At 68.4% G+C, this 14414-nt stretch carries 14 protein-coding genes; 3 read left to right on the top strand and 11 right to left on the bottom strand.

The genetic code is table 11. The annotated features are described in order from the left end of the window. Window positions 1-32: 32 nt before the first annotated feature. The 8 genes from P7L68_RS22565 to P7L68_RS22530 form a co-directional block, all read right to left on the bottom strand. A complete protein-coding gene (locus tag P7L68_RS22565) occupies window positions 33-1574 on the bottom strand; it encodes a class I adenylate-forming enzyme family protein (RefSeq protein ID WP_372001865.1) in 1542 nt (513 codons plus the stop codon). Between the two features lie 36 nt (window positions 1575-1610). After that, window positions 1611-2402: an SDR family oxidoreductase gene (locus P7L68_RS22560; RefSeq protein ID WP_372001863.1), complete on the bottom strand. Its 792-nt coding sequence runs from the start codon at window positions 2400-2402 to the stop codon at window positions 1611-1613. Continuing rightward, the gene (locus P7L68_RS22555; protein WP_372001861.1) at window positions 2399-3544 is read right to left on the bottom strand and encodes a thiolase; all 1146 of its coding nucleotides are present in this window, start codon (window positions 3542-3544) and stop codon (window positions 2399-2401) included. The genes P7L68_RS22560 and P7L68_RS22555 overlap by 4 nt, the downstream gene beginning before the upstream one ends. Further along, on the bottom strand, window positions 3541-3960 hold the full coding sequence (locus P7L68_RS22550; RefSeq protein ID WP_372001859.1) for a Zn-ribbon domain-containing OB-fold protein: 420 nt from the start codon (window positions 3958-3960) through the stop codon (window positions 3541-3543). Before P7L68_RS22550 ends, P7L68_RS22555 begins: the two co-directional genes overlap by 4 nt. Continuing rightward, entirely contained in the window at window positions 3957-4889 is a 933-nt protein-coding gene (locus tag P7L68_RS22545) for a MaoC/PaaZ C-terminal domain-containing protein (RefSeq protein ID WP_372001857.1), read from the bottom strand. The genes P7L68_RS22550 and P7L68_RS22545 overlap by 4 nt, the downstream gene beginning before the upstream one ends. Before the next feature lie 92 nt (window positions 4890-4981). Further along, entirely contained in the window at window positions 4982-6130 is a 1149-nt protein-coding gene (locus P7L68_RS22540; RefSeq protein WP_372001855.1) for a CaiB/BaiF CoA transferase family protein, read from the bottom strand. A 25-nt stretch (window positions 6131-6155) separates the two neighbouring features. After that, entirely contained in the window at window positions 6156-6605 is a 450-nt protein-coding gene (locus tag P7L68_RS22535; protein ID WP_372001854.1) for a MarR family winged helix-turn-helix transcriptional regulator, read from the bottom strand. A gap of 140 nt (window positions 6606-6745) precedes the next feature. After that, window positions 6746-7651 carry an SDR family NAD(P)-dependent oxidoreductase gene (locus P7L68_RS22530; protein WP_372001853.1) on the bottom strand — a complete coding sequence of 302 codons (906 nt, stop codon included), beginning with the start codon at window positions 7649-7651 and terminating at the stop codon, window positions 6746-6748. A gap of 168 nt (window positions 7652-7819) precedes the next feature. Between P7L68_RS22530 and P7L68_RS22525 the strand changes: the two genes are divergently transcribed. From P7L68_RS22525 to P7L68_RS22515, 3 genes are read left to right on the top strand one after another with little or no spacing between them, the layout of a single operon-like run. Continuing rightward, window positions 7820-8971 carry an acyl-CoA dehydrogenase family protein gene (locus P7L68_RS22525; protein WP_372001850.1) on the top strand — a complete coding sequence of 384 codons (1152 nt, stop codon included), beginning with the start codon at window positions 7820-7822 and terminating at the stop codon, window positions 8969-8971. After that, the gene (locus P7L68_RS22520; protein ID WP_372001848.1) at window positions 8968-10551 is read left to right on the top strand and encodes a class I adenylate-forming enzyme family protein; all 1584 of its coding nucleotides are present in this window, start codon (window positions 8968-8970) and stop codon (window positions 10549-10551) included. Before P7L68_RS22525 ends, P7L68_RS22520 begins: the two co-directional genes overlap by 4 nt. Then, entirely contained in the window at window positions 10548-11351 is an 804-nt protein-coding gene (locus tag P7L68_RS22515) for an enoyl-CoA hydratase/isomerase family protein (protein WP_372001846.1), read from the top strand. Before P7L68_RS22520 ends, P7L68_RS22515 begins: the two co-directional genes overlap by 4 nt. Before the next feature lie 70 nt (window positions 11352-11421). Here P7L68_RS22515 and P7L68_RS22510 read toward each other — a convergent pair whose 3' ends face one another. From P7L68_RS22510 to P7L68_RS22500, 3 genes are all read right to left on the bottom strand, one after another. Continuing rightward, window positions 11422-12762: a TRAP transporter large permease gene (locus P7L68_RS22510; RefSeq protein ID WP_372001844.1), complete on the bottom strand. Its 1341-nt coding sequence runs from the start codon at window positions 12760-12762 to the stop codon at window positions 11422-11424. Between the two features lie 4 nt (window positions 12763-12766). Further along, complete coding sequence (locus P7L68_RS22505) at window positions 12767-13273, bottom strand: TRAP transporter small permease (RefSeq protein ID WP_372001841.1); 507 nt, start codon at window positions 13271-13273, stop codon at window positions 12767-12769. 78 nt (window positions 13274-13351) lie between these two features. After that, on the bottom strand, window positions 13352-14410 hold the full coding sequence (locus tag P7L68_RS22500) for a C4-dicarboxylate TRAP transporter substrate-binding protein (protein WP_372001839.1): 1059 nt from the start codon (window positions 14408-14410) through the stop codon (window positions 13352-13354). Between the last annotated feature and the right edge of the window lie 4 nt (window positions 14411-14414).

Genomic DNA, 14414 nt, shown 5'->3' with positions numbered 1-14414 from the left:
GGCCTGCTCATGCGGGCCGGGGCGTTCTGCGTTCAGGCGGTCGTCTTCGCCCAATAGGGCGCGCGCAGTTCCCGCTTCAGCACCTTGCCGATCTCGCTGCGCGGCAGGCTGTCGCGCAGTTCCACCGCCGACAGCCGCTGGGTCTTGCCCAGCTGCGCATTCGCGTGGTCGCAAAGCGCCTGGGGCGTGGCATCATGGCCCGGCCGCAGCACCACCAGGCCGAGCGGGGTTTCGCCCCAGGCATCGCTCGGCACGCCGATCACCGCCACATCGGCCACGGCCGGGTGGCTGCGCAGCGCTGCCTCCAGGTCGGTCGCATAGATGTTGAAGCCACCCGAGATGATCATGTCCTTCTTGCGGTCGAGCAGCTGCAGGAAGCCGTCGGCGTCGAAACGGCCCATATCGCCCGAGCGTATGAAATCCAGCCCCTCCGGGCTCCGCCAGATGATCTCGGCGGTTTTCTCCGGCTGGTTGTGATAGCGCTGCATCATCGCGCCGGAGCGGCCGACGATCTCGCCGAAGGCCCCCGGCGGCAGCTCGTTGCCGTCCTCGTCGATGATCCGGATATCGGCACCGGGAGACGGTCGGCCGACGGTGTCGAGCTTGTCGGGATGGGCGGCACAGTCCAGCATCACCGACACCCCGCCTTCGGTCATGCCATAGAGCTCGATCAGATTGCCGGGCCAGCGCGCCATCACCTGCGCCTTCATCGCGGCCGGCAGCGGCGCCGAGGTGGAGAATTTGCAGACGAAAGCGGAAAGATCGGCCGTATCGAAGCCGGGCGTGTCCATCAGCCGCATGTATTGCACCGGCACCAGCACGGCATGGGTCACATGTTCGACTTGGGCGACCTCCAGGAAGCGCGTCGTGTCGAACCTGCTCATCGAGATCAGGGTGGCCCCGCTCGCGAGGGTCGGCAGGGCCAGGAACAGCGTGGTGTTGGAATAGAGTGGCGTCGAGATCAGCGACCGTGCGCCCGGCCTCACGCCATATTGCGCGACCCGCCCGGCCTGGCGCGCCCGGAAGCGCTGGTCGTGCACGATGCCCTTGGGCGCGCCGGTCGTGCCCGAGGAATAGATCATGTTGATCGGATCGGTCGGCAGAACCTCGACCGGCGGGATGGCCGGGGCCCCGCCGATCCAGTCTTCCAGCGCGTCGACCATCACCAGTTCGTCGGCACCGAGCCGGCCGGCCGTTTCGGCATGGGCGGCCGAGGCGAACAGGATGCGGGCGCCGCAATCCTTGAGCATCAGTTGCAGCGCCGCCTCGGTGGCGCTCCAGGGCAGCGGCACCACGCAGGCGCCGGCGTGGATGATCGCGCAATAGACCGCGATATGTTCAACCGAGTTCGAGGCGAGAGTTGCCACCATGTCGCCACGGCCGATGCCGTGCATCGTCAGCCCGCCGGCAATGCGGGCGACCAGTTCTGCGAAACTGCCCCAGTCGAGGCGGCGATTTTCGTCGATCACCGCCGGTGCGCCCGGGAAGCGGGCGGCATTGGTTGCCAGACGACGGGCAAAGCCGATGAAGGCTTCGCCCGGAATCTCGGGCGGAATCAACTGTGGCTGAGGCATGGTGGCGTTTCCCTGGTCTTGTCAGTTGAGTTCAGATCAGACCCCGACGACGTCGGCAAGTCGGCCGGGCATCGGGTTCAGGATCGCCCCGCCATCCACCGGGATCACCGCGCCGGTGATCCACGAGGCGCGGTCCGAGGCGAGGAAGCCGCAAAGCTCGGCGACATCCCGTGTGGTGCCCATGCGCCGAAGCGGGATGGCGTCCATCTTGGCGCGCGCGCTCGCGGCGTCGGGCATCAGCCGGCGCACGCCCTCGGTATCGGCGATCGGCCCCGGGACCACCGAATTCACCCGCACCCCCGCCGGGCCCCATTCCAGCGCCAGCGTCCGAGTGATCATGTCGACCCCGGCCTTGGCGGCGCAGACATGGGCCTGGCCGATCATGGCGACGCTCGCCTGCGCGGCCGAGACATTGATGACCACGGCCCCCGGCTTCCTCAGATGCGGCCAGGCCGCCCGCATCACGTGATGGGTGCCGAGCAGGTCGATCTCCAGCACCGCCCGGAAGCCGTTGGAGCTGATATCGGCGGCGCGGGCGACGAAATTCCCCGCAGCGCCCGAGACCAGCACGTCGATCGGCCCGAAGCGGTCGGCCGCGGCGGCGAGCGCCGCCTCGACCGCCGCCGCATCGCGGACATCTGCGGCAATGCCCCGGGCCTCGGCGCCGGTGCCGGTGAGTTCCGCCACGGCTGCCCGGACCTTGTCGGCGCTGCGCGAGAACACGAAGACCCGCGCCCCTTCCGCGGCGAAATGACGGGCGATGCCCAGATTGATGCCGCTGGTTCCCCCTGAGACCACCACCGTGCGGCCGTCGAAATCCCTGCTCACCACCGATCCTCCGAGGTCAGCACCGCGGTTGCCGCGGCCGAGAACATGCCACCCACGCCATGGACGACCGAGACCTTCACCTCGCCGGCCTGGGCGGGCGAGGTGCCGCGGACCTGGCGCACGCCTTCCTGCAGGGCGAACATGCCGTACATGCCCGAATGGGCGTAGCTCAACCCGCCGCCATTGGTGTTCATCGGCAGCCTGCCGCCCGGGCGGGTATGGCCCTCGGCGATGAAGGCCCCCCCCTCGCCGCGGCCGACGAAGCCCAGATCTTCCAGACCGTAGATCGGCAGATGGGCGAAGGCGTCGTAGATCATCAGATGGTCGACATCGGCATGGGTGATGCCGGCGCTTTCGAACGCCAGCCGGCCTGAGGTGCGGAAGGCGCGCGACGAGGTGAAATCCTCCATCTGCGACACCATCGGCCCTTCGGCGCTTTCACCGCCGGTGCCGCGCAGATAGACCGGCTTCGTCGGGAAATCCTTCGCCCGATCGGCCGAGGTCAACACCAATGCACCGCCGCCGTCCGAGACCAGGCAGCACATCAGCAGGCGGAAGGGCCAGGCGATCATCCGGCTGCCGAGCACGTCGTCGATGCCGATGGGATCGCGGAAGCCGGCGCGCGGATGCTTCGACGCCCAGTCCCGCTGGGCCACCGCCACCGCCGCCAGCTGGTCTTCCGTCAGCCCGTCCTTCGCCATCTTGCGCGCGACCGGCAGGGTGAAGCGGGTCGGCGGCAGGGTGACGCCATAGGGCGTTTCGAATTCCTGCTGCTGCATGGCCGGGAAGATCGGCCGGTGGCTGCGATGGTTGCTGCGGCCGCTTTCGCCATGGGTGATCAGCACCGTGCGGCACAGCCCGGCCTCGATCGCGGCCGCGGCATGGCGGAGATGGGCGATGAAGCTGCAGCCGCCGACCGAGGTGCCGTCGAGCCAGGTGGGGATGATGCCAAGATACTGGGCGATCTCGGCCGCGTCATGGCCGGCGGTGGCGATGCCGTCGACATCGCGAAGGGTGAGGCCGCAATCGGCCAGCGCGTTCAGGGCGGCATCGGCATGCAGCCCGGTCTGGCTGAGGTCGGGGATCTTGCCGAGGCGGGTGGTTTCGGCGGCGCCGACGATGGCGATGCGGGCGCGGGTCATCGGGCATCTCCCCGAACGGGCCGGAACTGCGGCACGGTGATCTCGTCGGTGCGCCGCTCGAACGTCACCTCAAGCGGCATGTCGATGGTGAGTGCGGCGGGGTCGACCGGGCAGTCGAGGATATTGGCCATCATCCGCGGCCCTTCCTCCAGCTCCACCGCCGCCACGATGAACGGCCCGTCATAGCCGGGGGCGGGCAGGTGGTTGATGATGAAGCTGTGCAGCCGGCCGCGGCCGCTGGCGTCGAAGGTTTTCACGTCGCGGGACCCGCATTGCGGGCAGAAGGGGCGCGGCGGGAAATAGGCGGTGGTGCAGGCCTGGCAGGACTGGAGGACCAGCCGGCCTTCGCGGGCGCCCTCCCAGTAATGCCGGGTTTCGGGGGTCGGCTTGGGCAGGGGGCGGTCGGCCAGGCTCATCGGGCGGATCCTTCGGTCGGGCGGCCGGGTTCGGTGCGGCGTGGTGGTACGGCAAGGCGGGCGCGGCCATGGCTGAGCACGGTGACGTCGCGGGCGGGCACGCGGGTGCGGAAGGCGTAATCTTCAGCTCCTTCACCCCCTGGTCCCTGGCGCCAGATCTCGGTGCGGAGCGTCTCGCCCGGGAAAACCGGGGACGAGAACCGGGCCGACAGCGCGGTCAGTCGGGCCGGATCGCCGCCGCCGCCGGTGGCCTGCAGGATCGACCAGCCGGCGACGCCATAGCTGCACAGCCCGTGCAGGATCGGCCGGTCGAAACCGGCGCCCCGCGCCACGCCCGGGTCGGCATGCAGCGGGTTGGGATCGCCCGACAGCCGGTAGATCAGGGCCGATTGCGGCAGGGTGGCGTGTTCGTACACGGCATCCGGTGCCCGCTCCGGCGTCGCCTGCGGGGTCTTCACCGGTCCGGCCGGGCCGCCGAAGCCGCCATCGGCGCGGGCGAAGCTCGTGACCTCGATGGTCGCGATCAGCCGGCCGGTGGCGGTATCGGTCAGGCTGCGCTCGGAATAGATCAGCGCGCCCCGCCCCGGCCCCTTGTCGACGATGCCGGTGATCCGGGTGCGGCCGGTCAGCCGGCCGGCGGGCGGCAGGGGGGCATGCAGGGTGATCGCCTGCTCGCCATGCAGCAGCTGCTGCCAGGTGATGCCGGTATCGGGCTCCATCGCCCAGAAACCGGACGAGCCCAGCACCACCACCATGGTCGGCAGGGCGGCGAAATCCGGCGCGCGCTCATAGGTGACCCTCAGCGCGGCCGGGTCGAGCGGGTCGCTGCCGATGCCGAGACCCAGCGCATAGAGAATGCTGTCGCGATGGTCATAGACCTGTTCGACCGGCGGGAACGCCCGCGCGAGCAGGCGGTCGTGATCGATCATCGTTTCCTCCCGGACGGTTGATCCGTCTTATCAGGCTCAATTTGAGCAAGCTCATCATGCCGGCGCAAGCCGCCGGCGGCGGGCTGGCCGCATCAGCCGGCGTCGGGCAGGCCCAGCTGCGCCAGCAGGGCCGGATCCAGGCCCCAGTCGGCAAGGGCGGTTGCGGTATCTGCCCCCGGCACCGGCGGCGGGGCGGGCAGGGGGGTGCGGGCCTCGGCGAAGCGCGGGGCCGGCGCGGGCTGGACCACGCCGTCACGGGTGACGAAGATACCGCGGGCACGGTTGTGGGGGTGGTCCGGTGCTTCCATGGGCGAGAGCACCGGCGCGAAGCAGACATCGGTGTTCTCAAGCAGCGCCTGCCAATGGGCGCGGGGCCGGCCTGCGAAGGTCTCGGCCAGGATGCGGCGCATCCGCGGCCAGTCCTCGCGCCGGTCCCGATCGCCGAGCCCGGCGGGATCGAGGCCCAGCCGGTCCAGCAGCAGGCTCCAGAATTTGGGCTCCAGCGCGCCGATGGTGATCCAGCCGTCATCGGCGCAGCGATAGACGCCGTACCAGGGGGCGCCGCCATCCAGCTTGTTGTCGGCGCGCCGATCCGACCAGAGGCCGGCGGCGCGCATCGAATAGGTCATCGCCATCAGTGCGGCGGTGCCGTCGCAGATCGCCGCATCGACCACATCGCCCCGGCCGGTGCGGGCCGCCTTCAGCAGGGCCGTCACCATGCCGAAGGCCAGCAGCATGCCGCCGCCGCCGAAATCGCCGACGATGTTGAGCGGCACCGGCGGCGGCCGGTCGGCATCGCCCATCGCCCAGAGCGCGCCCGAGAGTGCGATGTAGTTGAGGTCGTGGCCCGCGGCGGCCGCGGCCGGTCCGGTCTGGCCCCAGCCGGTCATCCGGCCATAAACCAGCCGGGGATTGCGGGCCCGGCAGATGTCGGGACCCAGGCCCAGACGTTCCATCACGCCGGGACGGTAGCCCTCCATCACCGCATCCGCGCGGTCGATGAGGGCAAGCGCCGCCGCGCGGCCGGCGTCGGTCTTGAGGTCGAGGGCGACGGAGCGGCGGCCGCGGGCGAGCACGTCGGTCGCGGCCCCTGGCCGCGTGTCGCCCGTGCGCTCGACCCGGAGCATCTCGGCCCCCATGTCGGCGAGCATCATGCCCGCGAAGGGGCCGGGTCCGATACCGGCGAACTCCACCACGCGCAGCCCCGCAAGAGGGGGCGCGCCCGGATCAGCTTCGGTCATGTGTGATACCCGTGCGGGGGCCGGTTCAGCCCCGGTTGCACGCCTTCAGCAGGTTCTCGCGCACAAGGTCGAGACGGTCGCGCATGAAGGCGATGTCCTCGTCGCTCATGCCTGCGAAGGCGATCTTGTCGACCTCGCCGATGCAGCGGGTCATGAATTTGACGGCCGGCTTGGCGAGGTCCGTGGCGAAGACCAGCTTCGCCCGGCGATCCTCGGGATGGGGGCGGCGTTCCACGAAGCCGCGTTCCTCCAGCCGGTCGATCAGCTTGCCGGTGGTGACGGTCGCAATCTCCAGCCGGTTGGCCAGCTCCGACTGGCTGAGCCCGTTCTCGCGCAGCAGATGCACCAGAACCCAGCCCTGGGACATGGTCAGATCATGCGGCTTCAGCAGCCGGTCGAAGATCAGCGCACGGAAGCGTGCGATGTCCTGGAAAACGGGATTGTCCTTGTCTGCTTTGGCGCGAGCCTTCGACATGCGTGTCATTCCGGCAGAGGGCTTTCGGAGAGGAGCGGTTCCCAATCTATGGCGCGGCGGCGGGGGCGGCAAGCGACCGGCCCCCGATGTTGCAGACCGGGTTGGATCGGGTGGGGTGGAGGATCAGGTTGGGCCGAGGCTCAGACCGGATCCCACGAGAAGACGTCGCCCGAGCGTTCGAGCGGGGTGAAACCGGCGCGCATGGCCGGCAGGGCGTGCGAGAGCACGGTTTCGGCCGTCCAGCCTTCCGAGCGATGGGCAGAGCGCACCGGGCGCGGCTGGCTCATCAGGAAGATCTCGTTGTTGCGCACGGTGAAGATCTGGCCGGTGACGTCGGCCGACTGGTCCGAGAGCAGGGCCGCGACCAGGGGCGCGATCTTGTTCGGGGTCATCTCCTTGATCCGCTGCACCCGCGCCATCTCGGCCTCGTTGGTCACCGGGATGGTGCCGATCAGCCGGCTCCAGGCGAAGGGGGCGATGCAGTTCGAGGTGACGCCGAACCGCGCCATGTCGAGCGCGATCGACCGCGACAGGCCGACGATGCCGAGCTTGGCGGCGGCATAATTCGCCTGGCCGTAATTGCCGATCAGCCCCGAGGTCGAGGTGAAGTGCACGAAGCGGCCCGAGCCCTGCTCGCGGAAATGGCGGGCGGCGGCATAGGAGGTGTTGAACGAGCCGTTCAGATGCACCGAGATCACCGCCTGCCAGGCCTCGGGGGTCATCTTGTGGAAGATCATGTCGCGCAGGATGCCGGCATTGTTGACCACGCCGTCGATCCGGCCGAATTGCCGGACGGCGGTCTCGATCATCGCCTCGGCATCGTCCAGCTGCGAGACGTCGCCGAAATCGGCGACCGCTTCGCCACCCGCGGCCTCGATCTCGCGCACCACCTCGCGCGCCGGGGCATCGTCGGCCCCATCGCCCTTGTCGGAGCCGCCGAGGTCGTTGACCACCACTCTGGCCCCCTTTGCGGCGAGCAGAAGTGCGATGTCGCGGCCGATGCCGCGACCGGCGCCGGTGACGACGACGGATTTGCCTTCGAGCATGTGTTTCCTCCCTGACTGTCTGGTTTTTCGGCGGAATACCGCCATTTCCGGCATTCCATTAGCAGGTTTATAATATGCTTGATTATGATTTTCAAGCTGCCTAACCTCGACCTTGCCCGGCAGGCAGACACGACCGCCGGAGAAAAATCGCCAGGGAGGACGTCTGGGATGTTCACCAGACAGATTTTCACGGAAGAGCATGAGCTTTTCCGCGAGCAGGTGCGCCGTTTCGTCGAGCGGGAGATCACCCCAAACCACGCCGCCTGGGAGAAGGCCGGTGCCGTCGACCGCGACGCCTGGAGGAAGGCGGGCGAGGCGGGGCTGCTTTGTGCCGCCATGCCCGAGATCTATGGCGGGGCCGGGGCCGATTTCCTGTTCTCGATGGTGGTGATGGAGGAACTGGCACGGGCAGGGGCGATGGGCCCCGGCTTTTCGCTGCATTCCGACATCGTCGCTCCCTACATCCTCCATTACGGCTCGGACGCGCTGAAGCGGCACTGGCTGCCGCTCATGGCGCGCGGAGAGGCGATCGGCGCCGTGGGCATGACCGAACCTGCCGCCGGATCCGACCTGCAGGGCATCCGCACCACGGCGGTTCGCGACGGCGGCGACTGGGTGATCAACGGCCAGAAGGTGTTCATCACCAATGGCGGCAATTGCGATCTGATCGTGCTGGCCTGCAAGACCGACCCTGCGGCCGGTGCCAGGGGCGTGAGCCTGATCCTGGTCGAGGCCGACCGGCCGGGCTTCACCAGGGGCCGGCTGCTCGACAAGGTCGGCTGGAAGGCCCAGGACACGGCCGAGCTGTTCTTCGAGGATGTGCGCGTGCCCGTCGGCAATCTGCTGGGCCGCGAAGGCCGCGGCTTCGTGCAGCTGATGGAGCAGCTGCCGCAGGAACGTCTGCTCCAGGCGGTTCGGGCCGCGGCGGCGCTGGAGGCGGCGCTCGACTGGACGGTCGCCCATACCACCGACCGCAAGGCCTTTGGCCGGCCGATCGCGCAGTTCCAGAACACCCGCTTCAAGCTGGCCGAGGTCAAGGCTCAGGCGGTGGTGATGCGGGTCTTCGTCGACCGCTGTCTTCAGATGCATCTGAAGGGAGAGCTGGACGCGGTCGATGCCGCGCTCGCCAAGATGGTCAGTTCCGAAACCCTGTTCCAGTGCCTCGATGTCTGCATGCAGATGCATGGTGGCTACGGCTATATGTGGGAATATCCCATTGCCCGCGCCTGGGCCGATTCCCGCGTCGGCCGCATTGCCGGCGGCACGGGCGAGATCATGCGCGAGATCATCGGCCGCGCCCTGGTGGGGAGGTCGGAATGATCCGCATCCCCGACCTGCTGCGCAAATACGCGGCCTCAGCTCCCGATCGCCGTGCCCTGCATTTCGAAGGCCGCGACTTCACCTGGGCCCAGACCAACGACCGGGTGCACCGCATGGCGTCCGTGCTGCACGGCTTCGGCGTCGGACCCGGTGACCGGGTCGCCTTCCTGGGCTGGAATTCCCACTGGCTGGTCGAGACCTATCTCTCGCCCCCGGTGATCGGTGCCATCCCGGTGCCCCTGAACCACCGGCTGGGTTTCCCCGAACTGGTCGGGCTGATCGCCGACTGCACGCCGAAGATCCTGCTCGTCGATCGCCATATGGCCGAGACCGGCGCCCGGCTGATGGCGGCCTGTCCGGCGCTCGACCGGCTGATCTTCGCCGACTGGGATGCCACCCACCCGGCCTTGCCGCCCGGCACCCTCTCTTACGATGCGCTGATCGCCGCCGGGCCGCCGGTCGCCGAGGATCGCTTCGACCATCTCGCCTCCTGCGACGGCGATACGCTGATCCTCTATTACACCTCGGGTACCACCGGTGTGCCGAAGGGGGTGATGCTGTCGCATCTGAACCTTTTCGCCAATGCCGCCGGCACCGGGCCGCTCTACGAGTTTTCGTCGGAAGACGTGCTGCTGCTCTCGGGCCCGCTCTTCCATCTGGGCACGGGATCGCGGGTTTTCACCGCCCTGGTCTTCGGCGCCGGCATGGTCGTCCAGCCGCGCTTCCGGGTGGAAGAGACCATGCAGCTGGTCCAGGACTGCCGGGTCACCACCGTCACCCTGGTGCCGACCATGCTGCGGATGATCCTGGACCATCCCGAGTTCGACCGGTTCGACTTTTCGTCGATCCGTTGTTTCACCTATGGCGCGGCGCCCATGCCGGTCAGGCTGATGGAGCGCGCGATCGAGAAGGTGCCGGGCGTCACCTTCTGCCAGGGCTATGGCATGACCGAGGCCTCGCCGGTGCTGTCGGTGCTGACCTGGAAGGATCATGTGCCGGGCAGCCGCTTTTTCGACAAGCTGGGCTCGGTCGGCCGGCCGATCCATTACGGTGATCTGCGCATCGTCGATGCCGATGGCCGGCCACTGCCGACGGGAGAGGTGGGGGAAATCGTCATCCGCGGCCCCCAGGTCATGACCGGTTACTGGAACCGCCCCGACGAGACCGCGCGCGCCATCCGGAACGGCTTCTACCACACCGGTGATGCGGGCTATCTGGACGAAGACGGCTATCTGTTCCTCGCCGGCCGCACCAAGGAGATGATCATCTCGGGCGGCGAGAACGTCTATCCGATCGAGACCGAGAACTGCCTGTCGCGCCATCCGGCCGTGGCCCAATGTGCCGTCTTCGGCCTGCCCGACGAGCTGTGGGGCGAACGGGTCCATGCGGCCGTGGCCCTGCACGAGGGCGCCGAGGCCGATGCGGCGGAGCTGATCGCCTGGTGCCGCAGTCAGATCGCCGACTTCAAGTCGCCGCGCAGCATCGACATTTTCCGCGAGCCGCTGCCGCTCTCGCCCACCAACAAGATCGACAAGACTTTGTTGCGCAGCCAGGCTCTGGCGTCGAAGGAGAGGGTATGACACAGCCGCTTGCGATCGAGCGTCGGGGGGCCGTCGCGATCCTGCGCATGCAGGACCCGGCCACCCGCAATGCCCTGACCGATGCCATGAAGGCCGCACTCGCCGAGGCGGTGGCCGGGCTGGAGGCGGATCCGGAGCTGAGGGCGGTGGTGCTGACCGGCACCGGGGCCGCCTTCAGCTCCGGCGGCGATCTGAAAGGCATGCTCGCCCGCCACCGCGCGGCCGGCGGTGCGGGAGAGAGCGCCGAGAGCATCGCCGGGCGGTTCGAGGTGCTGCATGGCTGGCTCCGCCGGCTGAGAGATCTGCCGGTGCCGGTGATTTCGGCGGTGAACGGTGTCGCCTATGGCGCAGGCTTCGGTCTGGCGCTCACCGCCGACATCGTGCTGGCCTCGGAAGAGGCCCGGTTCTGTGCCTCGTTCTGCAAGCTGGGCGCGGTACCGGATTTCAACCTGTTCTGTACCCTGCCGCGGATGGCGGGGGTACAGCGCGCCCGGATGATGTTCCTGACCGGCCGCGAGATCGGCGCGCGTGAGGCCGAGGCCTGGGGCATCGTCATGGAGGTGATTCCGGCCGCGACCCTGGAAGAGCGGGCGATCGCCATGGCCGAGGCCCTGGCGCTGGCCTCGCCCCGGGCGGTGCGCTGGACCAAGCAGGTGACCGGCCGGGCCTTCGATCTGGACGGCGAGGCTCTGCTTGCGGCCGAAGCGGAGGCCCAGGCCGACTGCCTGACCAGCGCCTATCATCTGGACGCGCTGGACCGGTTCACCCGCAAGCTGCCGCCGCTGTTTCCCGGCGCCTGACGGCTCGTCGCCTCCACGAAAAAGGGCCGCTCCCCGGCGCGGGGAGCGGCCCTTTTCTTGCGGGGTATGGTCAGTGCATGGTCAGAGGCACGATCAGCGAGATCGACGGGATGGCGATCAGCAGGGCCAGAACCACCAGATCCATGGCCAGGAAGCGGGTGATGCCGGCGAAGATCCGCCCGATCTGCACCTTGTCCTCGATCACGGCGGCGAGCACGAAGACGTTGAGGCCGACCGGGGGCGTGATCAGGCCGATTTCCAGCAGCTTCACGATCACCACACCGAACCAGATCAGATCCATGCCGTAGCTTTCGACCATCGGGATCATCAGCGGCAGGGTCAGCACCATGATGCCCACGGGGTCGAGGAACATGCCGAGCACCAGATAGATCACCACCACGGCTGCGATGAAGGCCCAGGGGCCGAAATCGGCCGCACCCACCGCAGTGACCATCTGGTTCGACAGGCCGGTCAGCGAGATGAAGGCGACGAAGGTCTTGGCGCAGGCGGCGATGAAGAAGATCGCGGCCGTGGTCTTGGCAGTCTCGCGCATGGTCGGCACGATATCGGCCAGCCGCATCCGGCCCCGCCCCAACCCGACCAGGGTGGCGAAGAGCAGGGTGAGGGCGGCGGCCTCGGTGGCGGTGAAGATGCCGCCATAGATGCCGCCGACCACGATCGCGAACATCACCACCGCCGGCCAGGATCGGGCGGCGGCCACCAGCTTGTCGCGGAGCGGGATGGTTTCGGCCGGCACCGGCGCGATCGACGGATCCCGCCGCACCCAGATCATGATCGCGGCGGCATAGCCCGCCATCGACAGCAGCCCCGGCAGGATGCCCGCCAGAAACAGCTGATTGATCGAGGTTTCGGTGAAGATGCCGTAGATGATGAACAGCACCGAGGGCGGGATCAGCGAGCCCAGCGTGCCGCCCGCCGCCACGCTGGCGGTGGCCAGGCGCGGGTCATAGTTCAGGCGCAGCATTTCGGGCGTGCAGATCCGCCCCATGGTCGAGGCGCAGGCGATCGACGAGCCCGAGATGGCCGAGAACCCGCCGCAGCCGGCGACCGAGGCGATGGCGACACCGCCCGGCAGGCGGACCAGCCAGACCCTGGCGGCTTCGTAGATTTCGGTGGTGATCCCCGCCCTGTGGGCGACGTGACCCAGCGCGATGAACAGCGGGATCATCGACAGGTCGTAGCTGTGCACCAGATCGTAGGTGCTGGCGAAGATCAGCGACAGGGTGGCGCGGATCGCGCGTTCGGGCATGAAGCTGCCGGTCCGCCAGGCGAACAGCAGGAAGATCGCGGTCACCGCGACGCCACCCAGCGCGAACGAGATCGGCACGCGCAGGGCAAGCAGAGAGAGCATCGCGCCGAAGGCGATGATGCCGTAGATCCAGAGCTCCATGGGCTCAGCTCCCCTGCGGATCGGGGCGGGGGGTATCCTGGCCGCGCAGGGCCGCGGCCAGATCGGTTGCGGCGACATGCAGCAGGCGCAGTGCGAACATGGCGAGCGCGATCACGAACAGCGCCCGTCCGGGCCATTTCGGCAGGCCGAGATCGCCGGTGAACAAGGCGCCGCTGCCGAAGGCATCGGTGAATTCGCGCCAGCCCGCCCAGAGCAGCGGCAGCACGATCACCAGGCCGATCAGGGCCGCCAGCACCGCCATCCAGCGCGCCAGCGCCGGGGGGAAGAACTGGGCCACCACCTCGATCGCGACATGGGCGCGCGCGGCGGTGGCCGAGGCGAGGGGGAAGAGGATCGCCGGCACCATCAGCTCGCGCACCAGCACCATGGCGTCGGGCACGCCGGCGCCGAAGAAGATCCGGCCGGCGACATTGGCGGCGATCAGCAGGCACAGCGCCACGACCGAAAGCGTGGCGATCGTGTTCATCAGGGTTTCAATGCGGGTCATCATCCGTGGGGCCTCCGTGCCGGGCCGGCCGCCCGTCGCCCGGGGAAGCGCCATGCTCCCCCAGGGCGCCGGGCGCCGGTCTCAGCCGCGCTCCCAGGGATAGCCCTGCGTGTCGCGGATCTTCGCCCATTTGTCGAGCAGCCGCTTGTATTCGGCGAGCAGCGCCTCGGCATCGAAGCCTTTGGCGGTGGCGGAGGCCTTCCACTGTGTGATCACCGGCTGGGCGGCCTCAAGGATCCTGGCATCGTCTTCGGGGGTGAGGTTGTAGACCACCACCGGCTTCTCGCGGGTGGTCATCTTCTTCATCGCATCCGCATCGGCCTTGCTCAGCCGTTCGGCGAAATGGTCGATCACCTCGGCGCGCAGCCCCTCCAGCACCTTGCGATGCTCGGGCGACAGATCTTCGAACACGTCGCGGTTCATGAAGGTGGCAACGCTGCTCGCCGGGCTCAGCTTGATCGGGGTCAGGCTGTCGAGCATTTCGTCCAGCTTGGTCGCGACCGCGAAATAGGCATAGGTGGGCGTGCAGTCGATCAGCCCGGTCTCCATGCCCTGGAAGGTGTCGTAGATCGACATCTCGACCATGTTGCCTCCCAGTGCCGAAAAGACCGGCCCATAGACCCCGCCATAGCGCATCTTCATGCCCTTGACGTCGTCGACCGTGGTCAGCGCGTCGTTGCGGCAGCCGATCTGCAGCGGCGAGGTCGCATAGATGCCGAGATAGGCGAGGTTCTTGTCCGCCAGCGCCGTCTGAACGGCGGGATAGGACGACAGGATCTCGTTCATCGCATGCATGGTGACCCAGGGATCGCGCTCCGACAGCGGCAGGTCGCCCATATACAGCTCGGGAAATTCGGATTCGAGATAGGATCCGACGATCAGCCCGCTATCGGCCACCCCGTTTGTGATCGAGGTCAGCGCGGCATTGGCCCCGAACAGCGCCCCGCCCCAATGGATGTCGAAGGCCAGCTCGCCGCCGCTGCGGCGCGCGGCCTCGCCGATCCACCATTCGGTGGCTTCGGCACGCACACCGCGGTTCGGCCCGGGTTCGGCATGAATCAGACGGGTCTCGGCTGCGGCGGGCAGGGCTGCCGCAAGCGCGCAGGCTGCTGCCAGAAACGGTCCGGCAAGGCGTTTCATCTGT

This window comes from Tistrella mobilis (assembly GCF_041468085.1).
Taxonomy (GTDB): Bacteria; Pseudomonadota; Alphaproteobacteria; order Tistrellales; family Tistrellaceae; genus Tistrella; species Tistrella mobilis_A.
The sequence above is the reverse complement of the archived record's forward strand: the minus strand, read 5'-3'. Positions and strand labels throughout refer to the sequence as shown.

Excerpts from the sequence above, each read along its gene's own strand:
- P7L68_RS22565 (WP_372001865.1), bottom strand. The coding sequence starts at position 1,574 with ATGCCTCAGCCACAGTTGATTCCGCCCGAGATTCCGGGCGAAGCCTTC.
- P7L68_RS22555 (WP_372001861.1), bottom strand. The coding sequence starts at position 3,544 with ATGACCCGCGCCCGCATCGCCATCGTCGGCGCCGCCGAAACCACCCGC.
- P7L68_RS22550 (WP_372001859.1), bottom strand. The coding sequence starts at position 3,960 with ATGAGCCTGGCCGACCGCCCCCTGCCCAAGCCGACCCCCGAAACCCGG.
- P7L68_RS22545 (WP_372001857.1), bottom strand. The coding sequence starts at position 4,889 with ATGATCGATCACGACCGCCTGCTCGCGCGGGCGTTCCCGCCGGTCGAA.
- P7L68_RS22540 (WP_372001855.1), bottom strand. The coding sequence starts at position 6,130 with ATGACCGAAGCTGATCCGGGCGCGCCCCCTCTTGCGGGGCTGCGCGTG.
- P7L68_RS22535 (WP_372001854.1), bottom strand. The coding sequence starts at position 6,605 with ATGTCGAAGGCTCGCGCCAAAGCAGACAAGGACAATCCCGTTTTCCAG.
- P7L68_RS22530 (WP_372001853.1), bottom strand. The coding sequence starts at position 7,651 with ATGCTCGAAGGCAAATCCGTCGTCGTCACCGGCGCCGGTCGCGGCATC.
- P7L68_RS22525 (WP_372001850.1), top strand. The coding sequence starts at position 7,820 with ATGTTCACCAGACAGATTTTCACGGAAGAGCATGAGCTTTTCCGCGAG.
- P7L68_RS22520 (WP_372001848.1), top strand. The coding sequence starts at position 8,968 with ATGATCCGCATCCCCGACCTGCTGCGCAAATACGCGGCCTCAGCTCCC.
- P7L68_RS22515 (WP_372001846.1), top strand. The coding sequence starts at position 10,548 with ATGACACAGCCGCTTGCGATCGAGCGTCGGGGGGCCGTCGCGATCCTG.
- P7L68_RS22510 (WP_372001844.1), bottom strand. The coding sequence starts at position 12,762 with ATGGAGCTCTGGATCTACGGCATCATCGCCTTCGGCGCGATGCTCTCT.
- P7L68_RS22505 (WP_372001841.1), bottom strand. The coding sequence starts at position 13,273 with ATGATGACCCGCATTGAAACCCTGATGAACACGATCGCCACGCTTTCG.
- P7L68_RS22500 (WP_372001839.1), bottom strand. The coding sequence starts at position 14,410 with ATGAAACGCCTTGCCGGACCGTTTCTGGCAGCAGCCTGCGCGCTTGCG.